The sequence below is a fragment of the Candidatus Lokiarchaeum ossiferum genome (assembly GCA_025839675.1).
Classification (GTDB): domain Archaea; phylum Asgardarchaeota; class Lokiarchaeia; order Sigyniarchaeales; family Promethearchaeaceae; genus Lokiarchaeum; species Lokiarchaeum ossiferum.
The window spans coordinates 301,928-323,240 of record CP104013.1 but is presented as its reverse complement, the minus strand read 5'-3'; the positions used below and the strand labels follow the sequence as shown (position 1 = coordinate 323,240).

The 21,313-nt window shown below is 31.4% G+C and carries 19 protein-coding genes and 1 pseudogene; 10 read left to right on the top strand and 10 right to left on the bottom strand.

Going from position 1 to position 21,313, the window contains the following annotated elements:
- Window positions 1–4: 4 nt before the first annotated feature.
- On the bottom strand, window positions 5–604 hold the full coding sequence (locus NEF87_RS01430) for a hypothetical protein (RefSeq protein ID WP_457918318.1): 600 nt from the start codon (window positions 602–604) through the stop codon (window positions 5–7).
- 164 nt (window positions 605–768) lie between these two features.
- On the bottom strand, window positions 769–942 hold the full coding sequence (locus tag NEF87_RS01425; protein ID WP_371804600.1) for a hypothetical protein: 174 nt from the start codon (window positions 940–942) through the stop codon (window positions 769–771).
- Window positions 943–2,105: 1,163 nt separating this feature from the next.
- On the opposite strand from NEF87_RS01425, the pseudogene NEF87_RS01420 reads away from it, so the two are divergent.
- Both NEF87_RS01420 and NEF87_RS01415 read left to right on the top strand, forming a co-directional pair.
- Window positions 2,106–2,774: pseudogene (locus NEF87_RS01420) on the top strand (aspartate/glutamate racemase family protein); the annotation flags it as partial.
- A 10-nt stretch (window positions 2,775–2,784) separates the two neighbouring features.
- Window positions 2,785–3,840 carry a hypothetical protein gene (locus NEF87_RS01415; protein ID WP_457918317.1) on the top strand — a complete coding sequence of 352 codons (1,056 nt, stop codon included), beginning with the start codon at window positions 2,785–2,787 and terminating at the stop codon, window positions 3,838–3,840.
- 93 nt (window positions 3,841–3,933) lie between these two features.
- Here the strand turns inward: NEF87_RS01415 and NEF87_RS01410 are convergent, their stop codons facing one another.
- The gene (locus NEF87_RS01410) at window positions 3,934–4,818 is read right to left on the bottom strand and encodes an isoaspartyl peptidase/L-asparaginase (protein WP_457918316.1); all 885 of its coding nucleotides are present in this window, start codon (window positions 4,816–4,818) and stop codon (window positions 3,934–3,936) included.
- A 90-nt stretch (window positions 4,819–4,908) separates the two neighbouring features.
- Here NEF87_RS01410 and NEF87_RS01405 point away from each other — a divergent pair, with 90 nt between their 5' ends.
- Window positions 4,909–6,078: an AGE family epimerase/isomerase gene (locus NEF87_RS01405; RefSeq protein WP_457918315.1), complete on the top strand. Its 1,170-nt coding sequence runs from the start codon at window positions 4,909–4,911 to the stop codon at window positions 6,076–6,078.
- A gap of 163 nt (window positions 6,079–6,241) precedes the next feature.
- A complete protein-coding gene (locus tag NEF87_RS01400; protein WP_457918314.1) occupies window positions 6,242–7,102 on the top strand; it encodes a PKD domain-containing protein in 861 nt (286 codons plus the stop codon).
- Between the two features lie 198 nt (window positions 7,103–7,300).
- Here NEF87_RS01400 and NEF87_RS01395 read toward each other — a convergent pair whose 3' ends face one another.
- The 5 genes from NEF87_RS01395 to NEF87_RS01375 form a co-directional block, all read right to left on the bottom strand.
- Window positions 7,301–8,068 carry a hypothetical protein gene (locus tag NEF87_RS01395; RefSeq protein ID WP_457918313.1) on the bottom strand — a complete coding sequence of 256 codons (768 nt, stop codon included), beginning with the start codon at window positions 8,066–8,068 and terminating at the stop codon, window positions 7,301–7,303.
- 167 nt (window positions 8,069–8,235) lie between these two features.
- Window positions 8,236–8,490, bottom strand: coding sequence for a cold-shock protein (locus NEF87_RS01390; protein ID WP_371804594.1), 255 nt, complete (start codon window positions 8,488–8,490; stop codon window positions 8,236–8,238).
- A gap of 279 nt (window positions 8,491–8,769) precedes the next feature.
- A complete protein-coding gene (locus NEF87_RS01385; RefSeq protein ID WP_371804594.1) occupies window positions 8,770–9,024 on the bottom strand; it encodes a cold-shock protein in 255 nt (84 codons plus the stop codon).
- A gap of 225 nt (window positions 9,025–9,249) precedes the next feature.
- Window positions 9,250–9,732, bottom strand: coding sequence for a GNAT family N-acetyltransferase (locus tag NEF87_RS01380; protein WP_457918312.1), 483 nt, complete (start codon window positions 9,730–9,732; stop codon window positions 9,250–9,252).
- 158 nt (window positions 9,733–9,890) lie between these two features.
- A complete protein-coding gene (locus tag NEF87_RS01375) occupies window positions 9,891–11,018 on the bottom strand; it encodes an LVIVD repeat-containing protein (protein ID WP_457918311.1) in 1,128 nt (375 codons plus the stop codon).
- A gap of 181 nt (window positions 11,019–11,199) precedes the next feature.
- On the opposite strand from NEF87_RS01375, the gene NEF87_RS01370 reads away from it, so the two are divergent.
- The gene (locus NEF87_RS01370; RefSeq protein WP_457918310.1) at window positions 11,200–11,790 is read left to right on the top strand and encodes a hypothetical protein; all 591 of its coding nucleotides are present in this window, start codon (window positions 11,200–11,202) and stop codon (window positions 11,788–11,790) included.
- Window positions 11,791–12,004: 214 nt separating this feature from the next.
- On the opposite strand, the gene NEF87_RS01365 is transcribed toward NEF87_RS01370, so the two are convergent.
- The gene (locus tag NEF87_RS01365; protein ID WP_457918309.1) at window positions 12,005–12,964 is read right to left on the bottom strand and encodes a dipeptidase; all 960 of its coding nucleotides are present in this window, start codon (window positions 12,962–12,964) and stop codon (window positions 12,005–12,007) included.
- 211 nt (window positions 12,965–13,175) lie between these two features.
- Between NEF87_RS01365 and NEF87_RS01360 the strand changes: the two genes are divergently transcribed.
- Window positions 13,176–14,030, top strand: a complete 855-nt coding sequence (locus tag NEF87_RS01360; RefSeq protein WP_457918308.1) for a CPBP family intramembrane glutamic endopeptidase — start codon at window positions 13,176–13,178, stop codon at window positions 14,028–14,030.
- Window positions 14,031–14,147: 117 nt separating this feature from the next.
- Here NEF87_RS01360 and NEF87_RS01355 read toward each other — a convergent pair whose 3' ends face one another.
- Complete coding sequence (locus NEF87_RS01355) at window positions 14,148–15,425, bottom strand: FAD-binding protein (RefSeq protein ID WP_457918307.1); 1,278 nt, start codon at window positions 15,423–15,425, stop codon at window positions 14,148–14,150.
- Between the two features lie 90 nt (window positions 15,426–15,515).
- On the opposite strand from NEF87_RS01355, the gene NEF87_RS01350 reads away from it, so the two are divergent.
- The 4 genes from NEF87_RS01350 to NEF87_RS01335 all read left to right on the top strand — a co-directional run bounded on the left by NEF87_RS01350 (window position 15,516) and on the right by NEF87_RS01335 (window position 21,274).
- Window positions 15,516–16,646 (top strand): hypothetical protein, encoded by a 1,131-nt coding sequence (locus NEF87_RS01350; RefSeq protein ID WP_457918306.1) that lies wholly within the window; start codon window positions 15,516–15,518, stop codon window positions 16,644–16,646.
- A gap of 264 nt (window positions 16,647–16,910) precedes the next feature.
- Entirely contained in the window at window positions 16,911–18,023 is a 1,113-nt protein-coding gene (locus NEF87_RS01345) for a hypothetical protein (protein WP_457918305.1), read from the top strand.
- A 912-nt stretch (window positions 18,024–18,935) separates the two neighbouring features.
- Window positions 18,936–20,162: a hypothetical protein gene (locus NEF87_RS01340; RefSeq protein ID WP_457918304.1), complete on the top strand. Its 1,227-nt coding sequence runs from the start codon at window positions 18,936–18,938 to the stop codon at window positions 20,160–20,162.
- A 278-nt stretch (window positions 20,163–20,440) separates the two neighbouring features.
- Entirely contained in the window at window positions 20,441–21,274 is an 834-nt protein-coding gene (locus NEF87_RS01335; RefSeq protein WP_457918303.1) for an alpha/beta fold hydrolase, read from the top strand.
- Window positions 21,275–21,313 lie beyond the last annotated feature (39 nt).

The window sequence follows — 21,313 nt, the reverse complement described above, 5'->3', positions numbered from 1 at the left end:
AAATTTAACTAATCGTTATTTTACCCGCTTTTATTGATTCATTTTTATCCCAATCTTGGAATTGCTCGTCCAACTGTTCAATGAACTTATTAAGGTCTGTTACAACAATTTTATCCTTGATAATTGTAAATGGGATTTGCTCACTCCATTTAATCAATTTTTCAAATAGATCAATTTTTTTCATGTGAAGCTCCAGAGCCATTTCATTTATAGTTATTTCTTTTTTTTGAAGCAAAATCTGTTGAAATTGAGAAAAATCGGATTGGGTTTGATTTGGGGATACAGATTTTTGAGAATTTGGAACTGTCTCAAGCTTATTTAGAACCGAATTTCCAATATCTTCCCTATATTCGATTTCTTTTTGATATTTAGGTTCTTGTTGTTCAGAATGGGTTATTTCCTTTTTGCCAATTTCCCAACGTTGGACATTACTACCACGGGAGAATAGTTGCTGTCCTTTGGCAGAAAATGCTATTGCAAGTAATAATCCAACAATAAAGACCACAAAAATGATTACTGGGTACATATCAAAGGGAATTAACACAAATAGCCCAATTATTACCAGAATGGAAATCGCTAATCCTATTTTAGAGTTATCATTCACAACATATCTCATCTCTTCTATTAAAAATATCAATCTTATTGAAGTAAGTATGTACATACTATAGATGTTGAAAATTTAAGTCTTCGTTCCTAAGCAGAAATAATCCACAAAAGGAAGATTTCCCTTTTTATCTTCTTCAAAAAAAGATTAGATAAATTGTATGTTTATATTTTCGATTTTAATGAATTTTCTTGACCCCATTCCTCGAATTGGATATCAAGTTTTTTAATAAAATCTTCAATATTAGTCACCAAAATGGACCCATTAGTAATAGTAAAGGGAATCTGGTCACTCCATTGTATTAATTTTGTAAATAGATCGGCTTTATTTGTATTCATTTTAAAAGCTAAATCATCAAGTGAGATTTCAGGATGGTTCAATATAATACTTTTAAATAACGATAATTCAGGTTTCGATTCAAATTTTGTAGAATCACTTTTTGATCTCTCATGTTTTTCTCTTTGTGCATGGTCTTGGCTTAATGAGCTTAAACTAAAAGTTTGAAATAAAAGATTTTTTAAATATAATATAGATTAGTAAAATAGATTCCATTTTCCGCTTAAATTTCATAATATAACACACTTATTCTATATCGTCAAGATTGTGAGTAATTTTTTTGGATATGAAATATCTAAGGATTGATACATTTAACTTTATGTAAATCTTAATATCATCGATAATTCTTAATGAGGTGCATGATTATACTTAGATGGGCAATGATGAAAACAGTATCTGATTGCAAAAAATGATGGTTCTAGAATAAACTGAGCCCCTTATTTTTCGACCTTGATGAGTTAATATATTTTAAATTTTAAATCTTCCATCGTGTTTTCTCTCTATTTTTAATTTCAGCCTTTCTACTGCAGCAGAATCTAATTCAAATCTTATAGAGAGGAACTTACTTGTCGAAAAATTTAGTTCACAAACTATTTCTCATACAATAAGCCAAAAATTAGTTAATAGACCAGGAAAATGAGTTTCAATTACATTGAACATGCATATGATAGAAAATAGAAGAATTAATTCTGCTTTCAATGTGAACTCTATGAAGATGACCGATCTATATAATTTTATTTAATATTTAGGAACAATTTGAGATATATTTTGCATAGAAAGTGAATTTATTATTTTGGAAAAGCAGAAATTTCATCGGAAATCTTTAATAAAAGGATTTCTTATATTAATGTATATTAGAATTAAAACTGTTTACGTATTTATTAGCTTATTTTAATTCGACGAAGTGTTCAGCAAATAGTATTTTCTAATTGTGAAATTTGAATAAATTGCTGGGTACTATTATTAAAAGTTGGGGCGGTAAAGTTCCAATTGTCCCTGAAAGTTTAATTTCTAAAGAAGGAAATCAATAAACTTTCAAAATATTTGAAGGAACGGAAATAGAATAAAGGAAAGATTAAAAATGAAAATTGGAATATTAGGTGGAATGGGCCCGGAAGCAACTAATGAACTTTATAAACAAATAATTTGACTAACTCCGGCTAAAAAAGATCAAGACCATATTCAAACAATAATTTATAGTAACCCAAAAATACCAGATAGAACTAAGGCAATTTTATATGGGGGAAAAAATCCTATACCCGAAATGATTAAAACAGCAAAAGTTCTCGAACAAATAGGGTCTGATTTTATTTTAATACCTTGTAATACTGCACATTTTTTTATTGATAAAGTTCAATCAAGTGTAAAAATTCCTATTTTAAATATGATTCAAGAAACAGTTAATTTTATTTCTCAAAATTATCCTGATGTTAAAAAAGTAGGTTTGCTTGCAACAACTGGAACAATAAAAAGCAAAGTTTATGAAGAAGAATTAAGAAAAGAAGGAATAAAAACAATTATCCCAAATCAAGAAGATCAAGAACTATTAGTTATGGAATCAATTTATGGGAGGATGGGAATTAAATCTAAATATAAGAAATATCCAAGAAAACTTCTAAAAAAGGCAGGAAATAATTTAACAAAATCAGGTGCTGAATTAATTATTTGTGGGTGCACAGAGATTTCAATGCTTTTAGATCCAAAAAAAGTACCGTATATTCTCATCAATCCTTCAGAGATTATTGCAAAAGCTGCAGTTGAAAGAGCCTTATTTGAATCAAATGAAAATATTATAATTAATTCTGTTTCTGAGGAAGGAATTGCAGAAGTATAGAGGAAGAAAAATGAAAATCGGTATAATTGCGGAATATTTGAATCCTTTGAACACAAAGGAATATCAATTTACAGACGAAGCTACTCCTTATTTAGAATTTTTTAAATCAAAAGGAGTTAATTCATATGTAATTGATTGTAGAAGAAATCAAAATTCAAATCATTTAATTGCTTTAGATTATAAATCTAAAAAAGAAATTAATGTCCCTTTTGATGAAATAGATTTATTTTATTTTGGAGTTTTTGGAAAAGAAATAGAATCTAAGAACATAGCATACGGTTTATCTGAACAAACAGAAGAATTTTTCAATTTAATTGATTATTTAAGAAAAAATTTTCCTAATTCAAAATTTATGAATCCTGTGGAAACCATTATTCAAAATGCTTCCAAAGAATATTTGATTCATCTATCTAAACTTGGTGTTCCAGTTATTCCAACTTCAAATATTGAAACTTTAGATCAATTAATTCAATTAAACAATGATAAAGAAATTTATATTGCAAAACCTTTGATTTCAGAAAGGGCTAAAGGAATCCTTATTTTAGATGGAAAACTGTCGTTAAAAGAATTAGAACAATATTATTTAAGTTATAATCATAATACCTTTGAAAAACATGCTTCAACTTATCAAAAAATTATCAATTCTCAAAGAATAATCGTTCAAAAATTTGAATATGATTTTTTAAAATACGGTGAAATAAAAATAGCGATTATTGATAAAGAAATCACATTATCAAGAAGAAATTTCATGCCTTCTGATGAAAATATTAAAATCGTTGATTATTATAATGGTGCTATTTTAGAAAAATATAAAATTAGTAGTAAAGAACGAGAAATTATTGATAAAATAATTTCAATAGTTGAACAGGAATATCCTTTTCATTATATGAGATTGGACTTAATTGGAAAAGATGAAAATTTAAAGGTAAATGAAATTGAGCTAATCAATCCAAGTTTTAATATTTTCTCAATTCCAGGTCATGATTTTGCAAAAAGTGTTTTTTCACTTGAGGAACAAACAAAACACATTGAAAAAGTGTACAACTCAATTGTAAAAAAATGTTAATAAAATTTTTTCAACTTGCAAACTCATCTTGCAAAAAATGATGGTTCGAGAATAACCTGAGCCCTTTCCATTCCCAATATGGTTTTTTTTTGATTAATTAAACGTAACATGCACTTCTTTCATTGTATCATCACGGTAAGCTATGGACATTTTTTTGGTATTGAAGGCATATCCAAAACTAGCGTTTGAAATCAAAATTATCCGCCCACTGCTGTTCGTTTTATCTTTTAAATCTTTAATGACCCGAGTTGCTGCTTCTTGGGCACTCAGACCGTTTCGAAGATAATCTAAGGCTTGACGAGTGATCAGAATTCTAATTAAATCTTCTCCCATTCCCGTGGCAGCGGCACCTCCGATAGGTTCAACATACCCCCCCGAACCCCATAAAGGAGTATCTCCAACTCGACCTTTCATTTTCATGAAAGAACCTCCTGTGGATAATCCAATGGCATAGTGGCCTGCTTTATCTAAACATACACATCCTACGGTCCCCAAACGTTGATTTTTTTGTAGAAATTTATTCATTTTTTCTTTTCCGTAGATTAACTCCAATTCTTTGCTCCCTTGCAACATTTTGGAAGGATAAAAAGGAATTTTTTGTTCCCGAGCAAATAGTTCTGCCCCTTTTCCTACTAACATGATATTTTTTGTTTTATCCATTACTAAACGCGCCACTTGGATGGGATTTTGCACATTTTTTATAGAGCAGACGGACCCAACTTGATAGCTATCTGTGGCAATTATGGCATCCATTTCAATTTCTCCATATTTGTTATAGAAGGATCCTTTCCCAGCATCAAAGGTTGGATCATTTTCCAATGAAATTATGGCTTGCTCGACTGCATCTATGGCAGACCCTCCTTTCTCTAATATCTGATATGCGATTTGGCTTGCAATAGACACACCATTGTGATGATCTTTAATCAGCACATTAGGAAAATCACCTGCTCCCCCATGCACTATAACTCCATATTGCATAATTTAAAACTACGATCAATCATAAAAAAAGGATTGTTTCTTCACCGAGGAAAAATCCTAAATTGTACATGAGATTAATCTCTCTTAGTAATGTCGTGGGCTGCTTTTAAGAAAAAATATGAAGATGAATTATTAAATTCAATCATCCCCTTTTGGCAGAAAAATTCCATTGATTCGGAATATGGGGGGTATTTTACACTTTTAGATCGTGATGGATCGGTTTTCGATACAACAAAATATATATGGATGCAGTGGCGGATTGTGTACCAATTTGCTACCCTTTATATGACCCCATATCGACAAAATGAGTGGCTAAAAATAGCAGAACAAGGTTATGACTTTTTAACTACTCATGGGTATTCTGAAAATCAAAACTTCTATTTTGCCCTCAATCAAAAGGGTAACCCCTTAATTGCTCCATATAATATTTATTCTGAAGCTTTCGCAGTAATGGGTGCTGCTGCTTTGTACAAAGCAACATCTCAAGACAAATATAAAAAAACGGCTGAATTGGCCATGCAAAATTATATAGATCGTCTCTCTAATCCCAAGGGGAAATGGTCAAAGATGATGCCGGCTCAACCCATCAAACATTATATGGATCATGCCTTAATTACCGCCAATCTGGGTAATATTATGCGAGAATGTTTTGAGACTCCGAAATTTGATCACCTTATCGAGGATGCAATGGATATGGTGATTAATCGGTTTTGGAATAAAGAATGTCATGTTTTAATGGAAAATCTTAACCAAGATTTTTCTATAGATTTGGATTCAAGTCTCGGAAGGCAAATTTGTGTTGGGAGTGGTCTGGAAGGATGTGTTTTCTTACTAGAATATGCGGAAATTAAAGGCGATCAAATAGTAATCGAGAAATTGTGTAAAATTATTCTTACCGAACTCGAGTTCGGATGGGATTCTCAATATGGAGGGCTATTTTATTTTCAAGATCTCCTTCAAAAACCCCACTTAGAATTACAATGGGATATGAAACTTTGGTGGGTGCATACTGAAGCACTGACTGCGAGTCTATTGGCTTATCGTTTAACAAAGCAAGAAAAATTTTTAGAATGGTTCAAGCGCATTGATGCATGGATTTGGGGACATTTCGTTGATAGAAATTATGGGGAATGGTTTGGCTATTTAAATCGACGTGGAGAACCAACTCATTATTTAAAAGGAGGAAAATGGAAAACTTTCTTTCACATTCCACGGTCTCTTTTAAATTGTATTGTCCAGTTTAACTTACTTGAAAAATAAAATATATACCGTAAAACTCACGACGATCTATCAAAATATCGCTTATATTTTAACCGGTTATTCTTAAGAGATAATTTTGATGCGAGTTCATTGGAATGTTTTCTTATTTTTATTCAAAAAATACTTATCTTTAAATAAAATTTGTTTAATTTATCATTTTAAGATGAAATATTCTACTCGAAAAGGTAATATGATGGTATTATTTATTCTTGTCTTTGGATTGATGGGAATATCTCTAGTCAAAATTAATCATTCTATAGTTGAACCAAAATTGGGTGGAGAATCCAGCATTTATTCAAAATATAGTTCTTATGATGATATAGATACCAATTTTGAGAAAAATAGTATTAAACTTTCAGTTAGTTCAACAAAATCTGCTCCTTTTGATTTATATCCTATTGCAAATTTCACCGCTTCAAATCAAATTGTTTATGTGGGGGAATTGGTGGACTTTTTCGATTCTTCATCAAGTGGAGATATTCCCTTGGAATATCTATGGGATTTCGGAGATGGTATGGTCTCCAGCTTGCAGAACACCTCTCACAGCTATAATTCATCTGGAAAATATAATGTAGTCCTTTTGGTAACTGACAACGATGGGGATTCGGATAATGCTTCATTAACGATTACAGTACAAGATAATTTATATCCAAAAGCAAAATTCAACTATGAAATCTCTTCCGATGAATTTGGAGAATTAGTAACTTTTACTGATGAAACAACCGGTGGAAATAGACCCCTAACATATTATTGGACTTTTGGAGATAAAACATATTCCATTAATACAAATCCAATACACAGATATCCTATCAAAGGTTCCTATGTTGTCAATTTGAGAGTAACTGATGCTAATGGGGATTCGGATACTATTAATAGAACTATTAATATTATGATTGGAATGACTTCTCCCCATGATACAGGAATAAATATTCCAGGTTACTCTAGTGAAATTTTAATTTTCTCAATCGGTTTTATGGTCATATTACTTCAAAACCGAAAAATAAATTTCACAGAGATTTTATAACAATCATTTATTCTCATTTAATTACCTTTCCTAATCCTTCTCCACCTCAAAATTGTCCCGCTCAATCAATTGATTAGAATATTATATTAAATTGTACCTAAATTATTTCGATAGTGATGCGATCTAATATTATATTCTAAAGGAGATTGTTAAAAAAAAATGTCAAATTATTAAGTCAGTTAGATTCAATTGCATATTTTAGTCACGTTTTCTGAGTTTAAATGCATCTCTTAAGTGATCCATTGTCCAAAAACTTTCTAATAAGACATCATCCGGATCTAGATTAAATATGGCCACTAAACATAAAATAAGAATGATTTTTTGAGACGTAGCATTAAAATACTGCAATGGAATGCTTGGTGTCTTTGACATTAGAAATAGCATAAATGCAATTAAATAAACGATCATCATAATAAAAATTAAAACGATTAAAATCGCTTCAAACAAAGTGATTCCTGAAGAAATTTCATTTGAATTACCCTTTTTTCGAATTCTTTTATGTAATTGAGCAATTATGTTTAATATCGAAAAACTACCAATGAATATTAGAGCTCCAAGTGCATGTAAAAGCTTTAATTTGGTGTGATCATACGGAATCCCTAAGAGAAAAGCCCCTAAACCCATAGTGCTTGTTAAGATGATCATACATCGATTCGGATGATATTTAAAGTCTTTTTGATAATCAATGGGTGAAATTACCTTTTCCCAATATATATAAGCAAATGAGAGAAAGACACAGATGAATGTGCAATATTGCATGCCTGATGCAAAAATCGCTCCAGCAGTTTGGTTTGGAGCATTCGCATAGGCATGAATTCCTCCTAGTCGACTGATCGGCTCAAACCAAAATTTATATGGCAAGGGATAATGGAACATTGAATTCAAGATGGTTAAAGTTATTACAATTCCTAAAAAGAAATAGGTGTAGAGGATGATCCTTTCGAAGAAATAGCGTTGTTTATCCATAATTATGAATAAATCTGAAGATTAAATAATATTCTTTTTTTCGAAATAAATCAATTCATCCCTTAATACTCTCTCAATTGCCTTGATTTAATGGAGTATCGAAATCTTTGTTTTAAAATGAGTTTAAAAAATCTAAAAAATATTAAAATTAAACGAAAATGTTTAACTTAATAACGATTGTCACGTCGTTCGCGTGGTTGGTATGGGGCTTTTTCGGTCACAACTACGTTGCGAGCTTCCATTCCCTTTTCACCTTGCACGGCGTCGAATGTAACTTTATCATTTTCGTTCAAACTGGCGAATGCATCGCCTTCCACTTGAATTGCAGAATAGTGGACAAAAACATCTTTTTCTCCTTCGTCAGGAGTAATAAAACCAAAGCCTTTACGGCCATTGAACCATTTTACAGAACCTGTTGCCATTATAAATCACTTATTTAATAGATGCTTGGATTTCTCCAAACAATTAAGCAAACCTCAAAATCGAATCTGAACCCGATTTATTCTTTTACTCAAGAATATAAAAGCAGCATTATACAAAAACTTATCCTTTTAAAACACGGTTTCAAGTAAGAAAAGATCATCAATTCAAAGAAAATGAAAAAATGTAACAACATGAAATTATGATAAATTAAATAATTAAGAAGAAGTAAAATTTCAGAAAAATAAAAAATATATTAAAATTAAACGAAAATGTTTAACTTAATAGCGATTGTCACGTCGTTCGCGTGGTTGGTATGGGGCTTTTTCGGTCACAACTACGTTGCGAGCTTCCATTCCCTTTTCACCTTGCACGGCGTCGAATGTAACTTTATCATTTTCGTTCAAACTGGCGAATGCATCGCCTTCCACTTGAATTGCAGAATAGTGGACAAAAACATCTTTTTCTCCTTCGTCAGGAGTAATAAAACCAAAGCCTTTACGGCCATTGAACCATTTTACAGAACCTGTTGCCATTATAAATCACTTATTTAATAGATGCTCGGATTTCTCCAAACAGATTGATAAAAATTAAAACCGAATTGAAATCCGATTAAACTTTCTACCTATTTTTTAAAAAGCATCATGGTAATAAAACTTATTGTTTCCAGTATGATTTTTGAGAAAAAAAGCAGAGAAATAGGATGTGGGTGAGAAAAAATTTTCAAAACATTTTCCAATTTGAATTAAAACAACGTTTTTCTAAATATTTTTTTCCATGAAACCTACAGTAAATGGGAGATGATCAAATTTCTTAGTACCAGTTAGGATGAATCTAAGCTTCAGATACCAATTTAAGAGTAATTTATTTTCAAATATGATTCCAATCAAAATCTTCTTTCCCCCGAGTGATTTAATGTGATTTTCCACATGTTGAATTAACATTTCTCCAAAACCCTGATGTCTAAATTCCGGTAAAACTGCTAATCTATCAATGCCATAAGATTTTTCCGATATTAATCGAATTGCGAGACATCCAACTATTTTTTGGTCTACGAAATATCCAAAATATTGGTGTTTTTTTTGTTCCATACCTTCAAAAAAATAAAATTCAGTGATGAAGGCTGGATTTGTAGGGGCGTTTTGTATGGTTAGGTTGAACTCGCTAGCGACGGTTAAATTGGCTTTTTGAATGATTGGGACGAGTAATTTCAATTCATCGTTAGAATTTATTGCTCGAATCATACGTTTTTCAAACTAAACTAAAATTAAAATTTATCTGTAATTTTTGGCTTTAACCCGAAACAAATATTATCCACAAGACAAGATCACATACTAAAAGAAATTATGCGGTATACGAGGAAGATCAATTTAGTTTTGGAAAAAAAAAAAAATAACAGCCCTCAAAAAAACATTTTTCTTTTTTTCCATGGCATTAATACAATAAGAACGAAACTTGACCATCCAAGAATCCAACCAACTGAATAACTTGGAATATTTTTAGCCAAAAGAACTTCATCATCCGTCGCCTCTCGCCATTGATAGATTTCCACATCTCGATCGTCAAAAATTATATAGGTTTTATTTTTGGAAACTGCTAATCCTCCTCCAGATTTAGCATTTACATACTTATTTACTTCAAATGGGGATAAAACGTTACTGATGTTTAGGATCTTCAACCCTGTACTATGGGAGAGAAATGCCAAATCGTCTATTACTTCTAAATCGTTAATACTTCCACCTAAAGAATAATTAGTTATTAGCTCCGGATGTAAAATATCAGATATATTATAAATTTTCAATTCTCCTGAATCTAAAGCAAAATAGGCAAGATCATGTACAATTTGCATTTGATTCATTTTAAAGGGAAAAGATGTTATTGGGAGAATATTAGAGAAATCTGAAATATTGAGAACTATGGCTTTTCCCTGTGTAGAATCTTGCAAAAAGGCCAGATCTTTATAGGCATAATTATAAATATAATAATTTCCTACAGAATAACTTCCTAAAATATTCGGATCAGTGGGATCAGAGCAGTTAATAACCTCAAATCCTCTCTTATGTTTAATGCAGTGCATTAAATCTCCATAAACGGATGAATAATAGTATTCAGGACCACCCTTAAACTCTCCAATCAATGCAATTTTTGACGGATTAGAAATATCAAGAATTTGGACCCCACTATGGTAAAAGGCAATAAATGCATAGTCATCTTTGATGTCCAATGCGTGAGCACCATGCACGATTGGATTTATAGTGTTAGTTGGGGCATATGAATCTAGTTTTTTTGGTTTAGCAGGGTTGCTTATATCGTAAGTTGAAAAACCATCTGTGAAAGACATTACAAATGCAACATTGTCAACTACTTGAATATCTATTCCTGGAGAATCTTCAAGACTACCAATTTTAACAATCTCATAAGGATCTTCAGTTAGGGTAGTACTGGTAGCTAAATGAGCTTTAGAAAAGAAGCAAACAGAGACAACAAAACTTACTATAAAAAATGTACAAAATCTTAGGTTTTTGGTCATTTTTTAATCAAGAATAGTATACATCGATTCAATTTAAGTAAAAAACATGAATTATGAGACTGCAGCTAAAAAAAATGAACAAAGAAAATTATTCAACTTATCATGTTTTCTCATTAAATCAAAAGAATCAAAAAAAAACTAAACAAATTTCGATAAATTTAATTTTAAAACGGAGAAAGTAGTGATAACAAAAATGTCGCATTTTGCTCCTTTTATTGAAGTACGAATTGTTAAATCGGTAGATAAATCAAGGGAAAATACTAATTTTGTGCTAGGAGAAATTGTGAAATGGTATAAAAGGAAAGTATGCCGAGTAAATCTCTTGCGAAATGGAAAAGATCCACACGTGCGTATAGAGTACAATTTGCAAGATGAGAAAAAATTTTGGGGAAATGTGTTTTTAACAAATTTATGGGATAAAATCGAAGAAGGAAGTGTAGATCTCCCTGATTCTAATTTGTTTAGTTCGAATGCAAGTGAAGATGACTTGTTTCTAATATTGAACTACACTACGAACAAAAAAGCATACTTACGAAGAGATTTTAACTTTGCGATTAATCTGATGAAAACTTTCGGTTTTGAAATTTCTTTTGAAGAAATTTTGGATGGGTTTTTATTATTTTATCATACACGGGAAGATTTTCTGATGTCTCAAATTAAAAATCGGTTGTTTTCGGAGTTATTGAAGATTATCACCCATCGACGGATCTCTACAATCAAAAATCTACAATTTTTAAAAAAAAATTATAAGTATCTTAAAAGTCAAGAATAACCGCTTCTTATTAAGAACATCACTAATTTTGAACTAATCTACTATTATATTGATGAAATTTTAATTAACCTCGAAATTAAGTATAGACAAAATGAGGTATATCAAGTATTTTGTTTAAAAACACAACAATTTTTGAAAAAAAGTTTAAAATGCTTTGCATCCAACGTAGCTATAACAAGAAAAAAAATAAAAATTAGCCAAGAAGCGGTAACAATTAGTTTTTCCATGTGTCTTTAAAGACCCGGAGTAAGTTTTCGCTAGCTAATTTCTTAATATCTTGATTGCTATACCCATTTTCCAACAAATAATTGAAGAGAATTGGGAAACTAGAAGAATCTTTCAAACAATCGGGAACCGTGGTTCCATCATAATCCGAACCTAAAGCGATAGTGTTTATATCGGTTAAATTAACTATATGATCAATGTGTTTCTTGAATATATCAAGTCCCACTTCGATCTCGGGCTTTTCAAAAGCATTTTCTAACAAAAAGCCTTTAGAATAATTGATCCCGATGGTTCCTTTTTTTTCATGCACCGCTTTAATTTGATCATCCGTAAGATTGCGCAGATGATTGCAAACCGAACGAGCATTGGAATGTGAAGCTATAAATGGTTTTGAAGTATTCTTCACGACATCCCAAAAGCTAAGATCATTTAAATGCGAAACATCGATGGTAATACCGAGTTTTTGAGCTTCTTCCATCAAGAGAATTCCTTTATCTGTTAAACCAGTTTCAACTTGATCACCTTTAAACATAGATCCGGTAGCATATCGATTGACATTAGACCAGCTGAGCCCCATCGTGCGTAATCCTAATTGATATCCTAACCGCATCAATTGGAATTTCTTATCAATTCCTCCTGCTCCTTCAAAATGTAAGACCGCTCCGATTTTATTTTCTTGTTGTGCAATCGAAAAATCATCAATAGTTTTAACTTGATGAATACGATTTCGAGGGTCTGAAGCCACTTTGAACCATTGATCTAAGCCATCAAGGATGTTTCTTTTGGTCATGGCTGGAAATATGGCAAATAAGGCCGCTTGAACATGGCCTTCTTGCATACGAGGGAGATCACAGTGTCCTTCTTTTGATCTTTCATAAAATTTACGACCATCTTGTAAAATACGCATGACAGTGTCAATATGGCCATCAATTACCGAAAACTTTTCCATGGGAATAATTAATCGAAATAAACTTAAAAATCTGGGGAAAAATCAAAAAAGAAATAATTAGAAGGAAAATAAAACTAAACAAGATCAATGATGGAAAAAAAAACTCTGGCCTATTTGACACATTTATTTCAAACAGGCGAAAAAAGTATCAAATTTGTCTGAAATTATTGGTTTATAGATCATTTATATAGGTGAGTTCACTTATCAAAACATGAGTCGAAACATACTCACTTATTTAGCTTCTACATTTCTATTTTCATGGATTTTGTGGATTCCTTCCGTGTTAGAATATTTCGGGATTATTTCATTAGGTTCTGAAGAATTGTCAAATGCAATTTATTTCATTGCTCTTATTATCGGAGCTTTTGCTCCGGCTTTTGGATCATTTATGGCTTTACGGAGTGAAAACAAATCATTTAAAGAACATCTAAAAAAATGTTTTTCAAGAAAGGGAATTAACCGATGGGGGTTATTTTTAAGTATTATCTTCATTTTACCTCTCCTGATCAATGGTTTATCTCATTTAATTGGATGGATTTTCGGATTATCCCTCCCTCCGAGCCCATTACCGAGTGATCCTTGGTTTATTCCATATTTGTTGTATATTCCCTATATAGTCTTCGTTTCAGTTTTAGGGGGAGGTCAAGAAGAAATCGGGTGGCGTGGGTATTTACAAGGCCAACTGTTAAAAAAATATTCTCCTATCACAACTAGCCTTATTATTGGTGCAATCTGGGGAATTTGGCACACACCTCTCTGGTTCATGCTTTGGGATTCGCACAACATTACACCATATCTGGGATTTATCTTAATGACAATGTTCACTTCGCTGATATACTCCTACATTTATCAAAAAGCAAAGGGAAACATCTTAATCATGATTCTGTTGCATGGGAACTTCAATGCGGCCTTTGTGATATTCTATATGTTTTATGACGATCAACCCGCTTCAGCTCAACCTCTTTATTGGATTTATGTGGGGATCAGTATCCTTGGAGGTTTGATTGCATGTTTATTATTTATTCGAGATAAAACGAATCAAACTCTTATGACCAAAGAAGATTGAAGGTAATACTTTTTTTTTTACACTTTTAGTTTTAGAAATCTGCTAAAAATTTCACATGGATTATTTGATTAACAAGATAGTTGTAATCAAAAAAAAAATTTAAAATGAAGTGGATAATCAACTTGCCGACTTAATCATAAACGAAAAAAGCCCCCAGATATTATTGAGACCTTTTGCAGTTTTAATCCAGCGGAAGATTAACGTTTCTGACAAACCAATCAATTTATAAGATGTTTTTATATGTTTGCAAACATCTGTCTTTCGAAAATTTTTTTCATATTCTTCTCTGTTTGCATTCTTCCAAATATCATTGATTTTCTGTGAGAAATTTGTGTCTGTTTCTTGGACTTGATTAATAGGGACTGATAAGATGCCTACCCATTCAGCGGCCATTTTCATTCCATAATATAGGCCGGAAGATCCATTGGCATCTACAAAACCTGCACTATCTCCCACTAAAACAGCTCCACCCTTACCGAGAATAAAATGTTCCACCATACGTGCGTTCGGCATCTGAGTGAGACCTTCATATTCAACTTTAATATCTGTAAAAACTGAAGAAAATCCAGGATATTGGGCTTTTAAAAAACCCCATACCTTCATAATTTCTTCATTGGAAGGTTGTTTAATGTTCTTCATTTTGCATAATTGACCCATGCGTAACATCAGGCCAGCTTCAATTTTATTGCCTCCAATCGGAAAATAGTAGGCAGCCGCTGGAGGAAAGTGCGGTGCAATTTCCAATTGTCCTGGGGAAAGCATGAAGAATTGAGGATTTGGAGTTTTAGAAATATCAACTTGAGCATTATCACCAAGAAATTTAACAATCGGACAATTTATTGTTGAGTAATCAACTCCAAAAGATTGCCCCATTACAGAAGAATGACCATCTGCCCCAATAGTGGATAAAGCAAAATATTCGTGACTTTCTTCTTGAGCATTTTTGCATTGAACCCCAATACATATTCCTGATGGGGATATGATTGGAGCGAGAACTTCCACCCCAGTTAGGATTGATGCTCCGGCTGCTATAGCCCGTTGCTCAAATCGTTCTATAAAAGGATGCCATGGAAAAAATCGATAGGGGGTGTGTACATCTACTAACGTTTGTTTTTTATCCATCGGGCTATGATATCGGCGAAACGAAGGGCCAACAGTCATTATGCTTTCAATGAACCCTTTCCCTAATATCTCATCTTCCAGCGGAAAATAGGCCATACTTTCACCACGAGGGAGAGGTCCAACTTTTGAGCCTTTCTCTAAAACCAAAACCCGTAGATTTTGACGAGCTGCAATGATAGCTGTGGTAAGACCGGCAGTTCCAGCTCCTACAATTAGAAGATCATACCAATCTGTAATAGACTCCATTTGAGTTTTTGTAAATGTAATAACCATAATATTTCAAGCACCATTTACTTTAAAAACTGTATCTTCTGTTTTGTTGGGAAAATTAAAAAATGCATTAATGTTATTAAAATTCACAATATGGAAGATTCTCCCGAAATTCTAGAAAAACTATCTGTGAAACCAAGTTGGTTAAAATTAATACCACAAGATAATCGCCAAAGATTGTTACGATCTGGAGAATCCTTCACTGTTTATAAAACTCTCACAGATCTTTTAGAACTTCCAGAGAAAAATATCACAGTCCAAAATGCTAAAGCTAAAATGCTCAAGGATCCTTTAGTAGAAGCTATATTATCAAATTTACCCCGTTGGAAAGATTTTAAGGTTTCAGGTCATAATGATCCTCGCTATATTCCTAATCAACTATTATTGCTTCATAATTGGGGGATAAAGGTAGAAGATGATATTCGAATCAAAAATATTTTAGACTCATTATTGGAGCATACTGACGAGGATACAGGGCAATTTCTCTGGTATGGGGAAGTATATAACCGGAAAACAAAAGAAAAATTAAATATGTGGGAAAGTATCTTGTGTGATCATCATCTTATAACTACATTGATGCTTCTATTTGGATATGAACAAAAATCAGCGGTTAAATCCGCAATATCACGTATTAACGATTTAGTTGAAGATACTGAGAACGGCATTGGATGGAAATGTTTACCTGGATTGAAATCTCAATTTCGAGGACCTGGAAGAAAAAATGAAGTTTGTCCAATGTTAATAATTGATGTTTTACGAGGTTATTATAAGATACCTTTAGCCAAAAGGCCTGCAAATCTGATAAAGTGCGGAAAAACTTTACTTAATTGCTGGAATGATCGATCTACGAAAAAACCATATATGTTTGGACATGGAAGAAACTTCAGGTCATTAAAGCCCCCCTTTTTCTGGTATAATGTTGGAACGGTCCTTGATGCCACATCTTACTATCCCAAATTAGTTAATACCTTGAGTTTTAAACAATTACTAAGTGTAGCCTTATTATCTTTTGATTCAAAAGGAGAAATCACCCCTAAATCGATTAAAACTTTTTTTAAAGGTTATTCCTTTGGTCAGAAAAAGAATTTTTCCCCATGGGTTACTTATTATCTGTCCAGCATTTGCAAAAGAGCAGTCGATACTAATGTTTCTTTAATAAACGAAGTCTTAAAATTAGATGGAAACCAATTCGCAGGATCAAAAGACACCACTAAGAAAAAATAAGGAATATCATAAATAATACAGATTTCTATCAACTAACGATCTAATAAATCTTCAAATAGAATTATTCAATCATATTCAGAAGTCTCGTGTGCAATATTTGCTCTAAGGATGAGTATCATTCTTCTACTATTTGCTAAATGCAATTTTTTACGAAGGATTAAATTTTGTTTTGCTCTGAGAAAATTTACAACTATCCTATCTTAATTGTCAAATAATATGCAATAAGGCAAATATTTTTGTATAAGATTATTATAAATTTATATCATGTTTACCCTTGAAGCAATTTTTTGCTTATCAGCATTAGTTCCAGTTTGTACTTCATTTATTTTAGCTCTAATCAATTTTAAAAACAAAAAATTTAGACATTATTTGATAATGGCAATTGGATGGTTCTTTTTATCATTATTTGTATTATTTCAAGCATTTTCTTATATATTTGAAAGTATTTGGTTGTATCGGATAAGTATCTGGGTTTTAGTTCCTACGGGAGTAGTAATCACAATTTTTGTCGATTCTCTAATTAGAATAAGGTTAGATCCAATAAAATTGATTTTGGTATCAATTCTTGGGACACTTGTTCTTTATAGTTCATCTCTTGAAGGAAATATTGCACCCTTACCATTTGATAATGGAGATCCGAGCTTTCAAATGGTAGGTGTATTACGATTTACACAAACTGCGTTGAATTTGTTTATGAGTGGATTACTTGTTTATTATTGTTTCAAACTCTATATCGTTGCACCGTTGTATTTAAAATCAATAACATTAATAAATCTGATTGGAGGTTTTATTTTGGGAGTAATTACAACAATATTGATACTTACAGGCATCACTTTGGTGGTGCCAGGAATTTATATGTTACCATTCGGTATTGGAGTATTAATTATGACAATAGCAATGATAAAAGAGCCAAAATTAGCCTTTATATTACCTTTTAAAGTGTATCAACTGAATGTAATTAAAGAAAAGAATGGAATACCTATTTTCTCATATAATTGGGAAAGTAAAAATAAATTCGAATCAATTTCAGAACAAACAATAAAAACTCCAAAAACAATGAATGAAGCAGATCAACAAACCTTACTTAGTAGTTTAATTATTGGAATTGATCAAGTCTTTCAATCTATTCTTCTAACGGGAGAAATATCAGAAATCCACTTAGCAGATCGAGTTATTCTTCTATATCGGGATCATAAACATCCGCTAGTATTTATGTTAGAAGCGACTCAAGCCTCAAAATCTTTGAAAAATGCCTTAATTCAATTTACTAAGGATTTTCATAGCAAATTTTCGGAATTCTATGAAGAAATGGAACATATATCAATGTTTGAACCCGCATCCCAATATGTACAAAAGAATTTTTCATTTATACCATAATAAGCGATTTTATTTGGTTTTTATCATTTTTAAAGTATTAACAAAAATTTTTTTTTAGTATATTATAAAGTTATTATTCGAGATGCTCTGTTATTTTGCTTCTTAAGATTGAATTTATCCCATTTTAATTATTAAGTACAAAAAAAAAGAATTTTCTTCAATTATTATCAATAAATTTTAGTGGTTAAAGATTTAGAGTCATTGTACGCAATAAAAAAACTATACATGTTTAGACATGGGAGGAACTTTAGAACATAGATACACACATATTCTGGTATAATATGGGAAGGATTCTTGATGCCACATCTTATTATCTTGAATTGGTGGATACAGTGAATTTTAAACAATTAATAAGTGTGGCTTTATTAACCTTTGATTTACTAGAAAAAATCACATCTTAATCGATTAAAACTTTTTTTTTAGGTTATTCACATTAATGTGAGATAGTTACCATAGACTAATAAGTTCATACTACAAAATTAACTAGTGCAACATTCAATTGATAATGAAAAATTTAGTTTCAAACAAAAAGAAGTGAGTTATACCCTATTAATTGCGTTTCTATGTTTTTTGATTGATGCTGGAATTGGAGGGACCATATTATTAAATCTCGCATTTATTAGTTTTAATGTTGATGAAAGGACAATATTCTTTCAAAATTTCTTTATTATAATGCTCTTTTCGGCAATATTGTTTTGTATCATCTGGATTTTCTTGTTTTTTAAAAATTTTAATCTGAAATCAAATAATAAAAAAATTATTCTCTTTTTTTTTTCAGTAACAATTTTAATTTTATCAATATCATATTTATTGACTCACGTTTCACCGAATTTGAGTAAAATTATTTGGTTTTTCATCTATCTCCCCATTTTTAGCTTTTTGAGCTATGGATCATACGCTTATCTAACATTATTGATAAGTCGCTCACTATTTCCAGAAGATCGTGGGAAAACCATTGGATTGAGCATTGGCTTAGCGTTATTTTTTACATCGATAATTACTATGATAAATTATAGCTTCAACCTTAAACCTGAGATAAATCTTAACATTTTAATCTTAGTTTGGATAGGAATAGCAATATTTGGTATGGTAATTCTCTGGCGTTTTTTTAGATGGAAGGAGCCAAAATCAATCCATAATTTAAGTCCCAAAATCCGAGAAAAAATAATTCCCATATTTGATAAAAATGTGATCTTTACAATTTCTGCAGTCTCTATCTTCTTTATAGGAAATGGAATTGCCCATTCGTTAATCTTGGCCCATCTTCGTATTGATTCAACTTGTTCATTGCGAGCTCTTAGTTTTATAATTTCAGGTTCCTGTGCTTTTATATTTGGATGGCTCTCTGATAAAGGGGGAAGATATTTAATATTCTTAATGGCGATCATATCTACTTTAATCTCAATGTTTATTGGAATTTATTTACCGTTCTCAGTAATAAGTCTTCTTTTTGAGGTAACTGGTTATTACTTGATCTTAGAATTTGGAGTTCTAAAAATAGCTGATATTACCCCTCCCAGACTGCGATTTCTTTATTCTGGATTAACTTTTGGGATAAGTTTTATATTTGATTTCATAGGATCATTAATTGGTGGATTTTTTGATCAAAGATTTGAAATATACATTTCAATCTGGATTTCTATCAGTATTTTAATAATATCTTTTCTGCTCATTCTAATAGTACCTCATACTTTGCTTAAAATGGGGAAAGCTAATGCGATTTTTATCGTTTCACCTTCAGGTATAATGCTTTACTCAAAAGGAAAGTTTGATATACAACATGGATCACCAAAAGAATTAGTTGGTGCATTAATTCATGCAATTAACTCCTTAGCTGAAACAATTTTTATAAAAGGTTCATTAAAATCTATAGAATTTGAAGGGATTTCGTTGGTGGTGTTATCAAGTGAGGACAAATTTCTTTTTAGTATTTTGGTAGCAACTCATAATCGAAATTTACGGAATCGATTGATTTTGTTAAGGAAATTTATTTTAGATGATGAATGCTTGTCATATATAAGAAATGTCAACTTAACTGCTGAACCTGATAAACTGGAAATTCTTCGCGAAAAATTTCGGATTGGAATCCACAAATTCTTTCCTGAGATAGAAAATGATGAAGAAATAAATTCGATATGAAGTATGTAGATAATACCAGAATGTATTTTTTGGTAAAAAAAGAAAGTTGAATATAAAGATGAATGAATTAATCTTTCTTTTTTTCTGTACACAATGGTCACAAGCATTTTCTCTTAGAAAATAACTAATTTATAATATAAATAATAAATTCAATATAGAAATCAGTTTTATATTTATTGCAATTTTAAGAAAATATGAGAATTCATGACGAAAACTCTCTTAGAAAATGGATAGGACTTCGTTATGTGAATTATAATCGTATTTAAGTGAGCGATCATATGAAAAAAGTAAAGATTTATAGAGAATTAGTTAAATTGAAGGATATTGATTTGTTTTATTTTGATACAAAATCAGAAAAACCTGTGATTGTGTGTCTTCATGGTAGATGGGGTCGAGCAGAAGTTTGGGCCGATTTTATCCAAAAATATGGAAATAAATATCGAATTATTGCACCAGATCAAAGAGGGCATGGACTTAGCAGTAAACCCATTTCAAAGTATACAGCAGAAGAAATGGCTGAAGATCTTTACAAATTGCTGAATTACTTAGAAATAAAGTCAATTATATTAGTGGGTCATTCAATGGGGGGGCGTATTGCAAGTTATTTTACTGATCTCTACCCAAATTACGTCAAAGCACTTGGTTTACTTGATAAATCCCCTGCTGGACCTCTTAAACAGAATAGAACACCTCTTGAACAAATCAATCTAAAAGACCCAGTTACAAATAATTGGCCCTTGCCATTTCCTACATTAAATGAAGCGATGGAATTAATCAAAAAGGAAACTGATTCAGACCTGGGTTATCAATATTTCATGAATAGCTTAGTGGAGACAATAGAGGGATATCAAATGATGTTCAGTACTCAAGCGATGACAGCAAATATTGCATATGAACAGAATTGGTACCATATATTACCAAAAATTAAGTGTCCAGTCATCATTATAAGATCTAGTAGTCATGAGGCGGTGCCTGATGAAGATTATCAAAAAATGCAATCTTTACTTTCAAATTGTGTTGCTTATGAAATGTCACTTCCCGACCACAATGTGCATTTAGGGAATAAAGAAGAATTCTATGAATACTTTGATAAGTTTCTTAATAAATTATAAATTTTTTTCTATAAATCATATTTGCGGTTCAATAAACGG

What these genes read in the sequence shown, in the direction of transcription:
- NEF87_RS01350 (WP_457918306.1), top strand. Translation starts at nt 15,516, where the DNA reads ATGGAAGATTCTCCCGAAATTCTAGAAAAACTATCTGTGAAACCAAGT.
- NEF87_RS01380 (WP_457918312.1), bottom strand. Translation starts at nt 9,732, where the DNA reads ATGATTCGAGCAATAAATTCTAACGATGAATTGAAATTACTCGTCCCA.
- NEF87_RS01395 (WP_457918313.1), bottom strand. Translation starts at nt 8,068, where the DNA reads ATGGATAAACAACGCTATTTCTTCGAAAGGATCATCCTCTACACCTAT.
- NEF87_RS01345 (WP_457918305.1), top strand. Translation starts at nt 16,911, where the DNA reads ATGTTTACCCTTGAAGCAATTTTTTGCTTATCAGCATTAGTTCCAGTT.
- NEF87_RS01335 (WP_457918303.1), top strand. Translation starts at nt 20,441, where the DNA reads ATGAAAAAAGTAAAGATTTATAGAGAATTAGTTAAATTGAAGGATATT.
- NEF87_RS01360 (WP_457918308.1), top strand. Translation starts at nt 13,176, where the DNA reads ATGAGTCGAAACATACTCACTTATTTAGCTTCTACATTTCTATTTTCA.
- NEF87_RS01375 (WP_457918311.1), bottom strand. Translation starts at nt 11,018, where the DNA reads ATGACCAAAAACCTAAGATTTTGTACATTTTTTATAGTAAGTTTTGTT.
- NEF87_RS01365 (WP_457918309.1), bottom strand. Translation starts at nt 12,964, where the DNA reads ATGGAAAAGTTTTCGGTAATTGATGGCCATATTGACACTGTCATGCGT.
- NEF87_RS01400 (WP_457918314.1), top strand. Translation starts at nt 6,242, where the DNA reads ATGAAATATTCTACTCGAAAAGGTAATATGATGGTATTATTTATTCTT.
- NEF87_RS01410 (WP_457918316.1), bottom strand. Translation starts at nt 4,818, where the DNA reads ATGCAATATGGAGTTATAGTGCATGGGGGAGCAGGTGATTTTCCTAAT.
- NEF87_RS01390 (WP_371804594.1), bottom strand. Translation starts at nt 8,490, where the DNA reads ATGGCAACAGGTTCTGTAAAATGGTTCAATGGCCGTAAAGGCTTTGGT.
- NEF87_RS01425 (WP_371804600.1), bottom strand. Translation starts at nt 942, where the DNA reads ATGAATACAAATAAAGCCGATCTATTTACAAAATTAATACAATGGAGT.
- NEF87_RS01355 (WP_457918307.1), bottom strand. Translation starts at nt 15,425, where the DNA reads ATGGTTATTACATTTACAAAAACTCAAATGGAGTCTATTACAGATTGG.
- NEF87_RS01385 (WP_371804594.1), bottom strand. Translation starts at nt 9,024, where the DNA reads ATGGCAACAGGTTCTGTAAAATGGTTCAATGGCCGTAAAGGCTTTGGT.
- NEF87_RS01405 (WP_457918315.1), top strand. Translation starts at nt 4,909, where the DNA reads ATGTCGTGGGCTGCTTTTAAGAAAAAATATGAAGATGAATTATTAAAT.
- NEF87_RS01415 (WP_457918317.1), top strand. Translation starts at nt 2,785, where the DNA reads ATGAAAATCGGTATAATTGCGGAATATTTGAATCCTTTGAACACAAAG.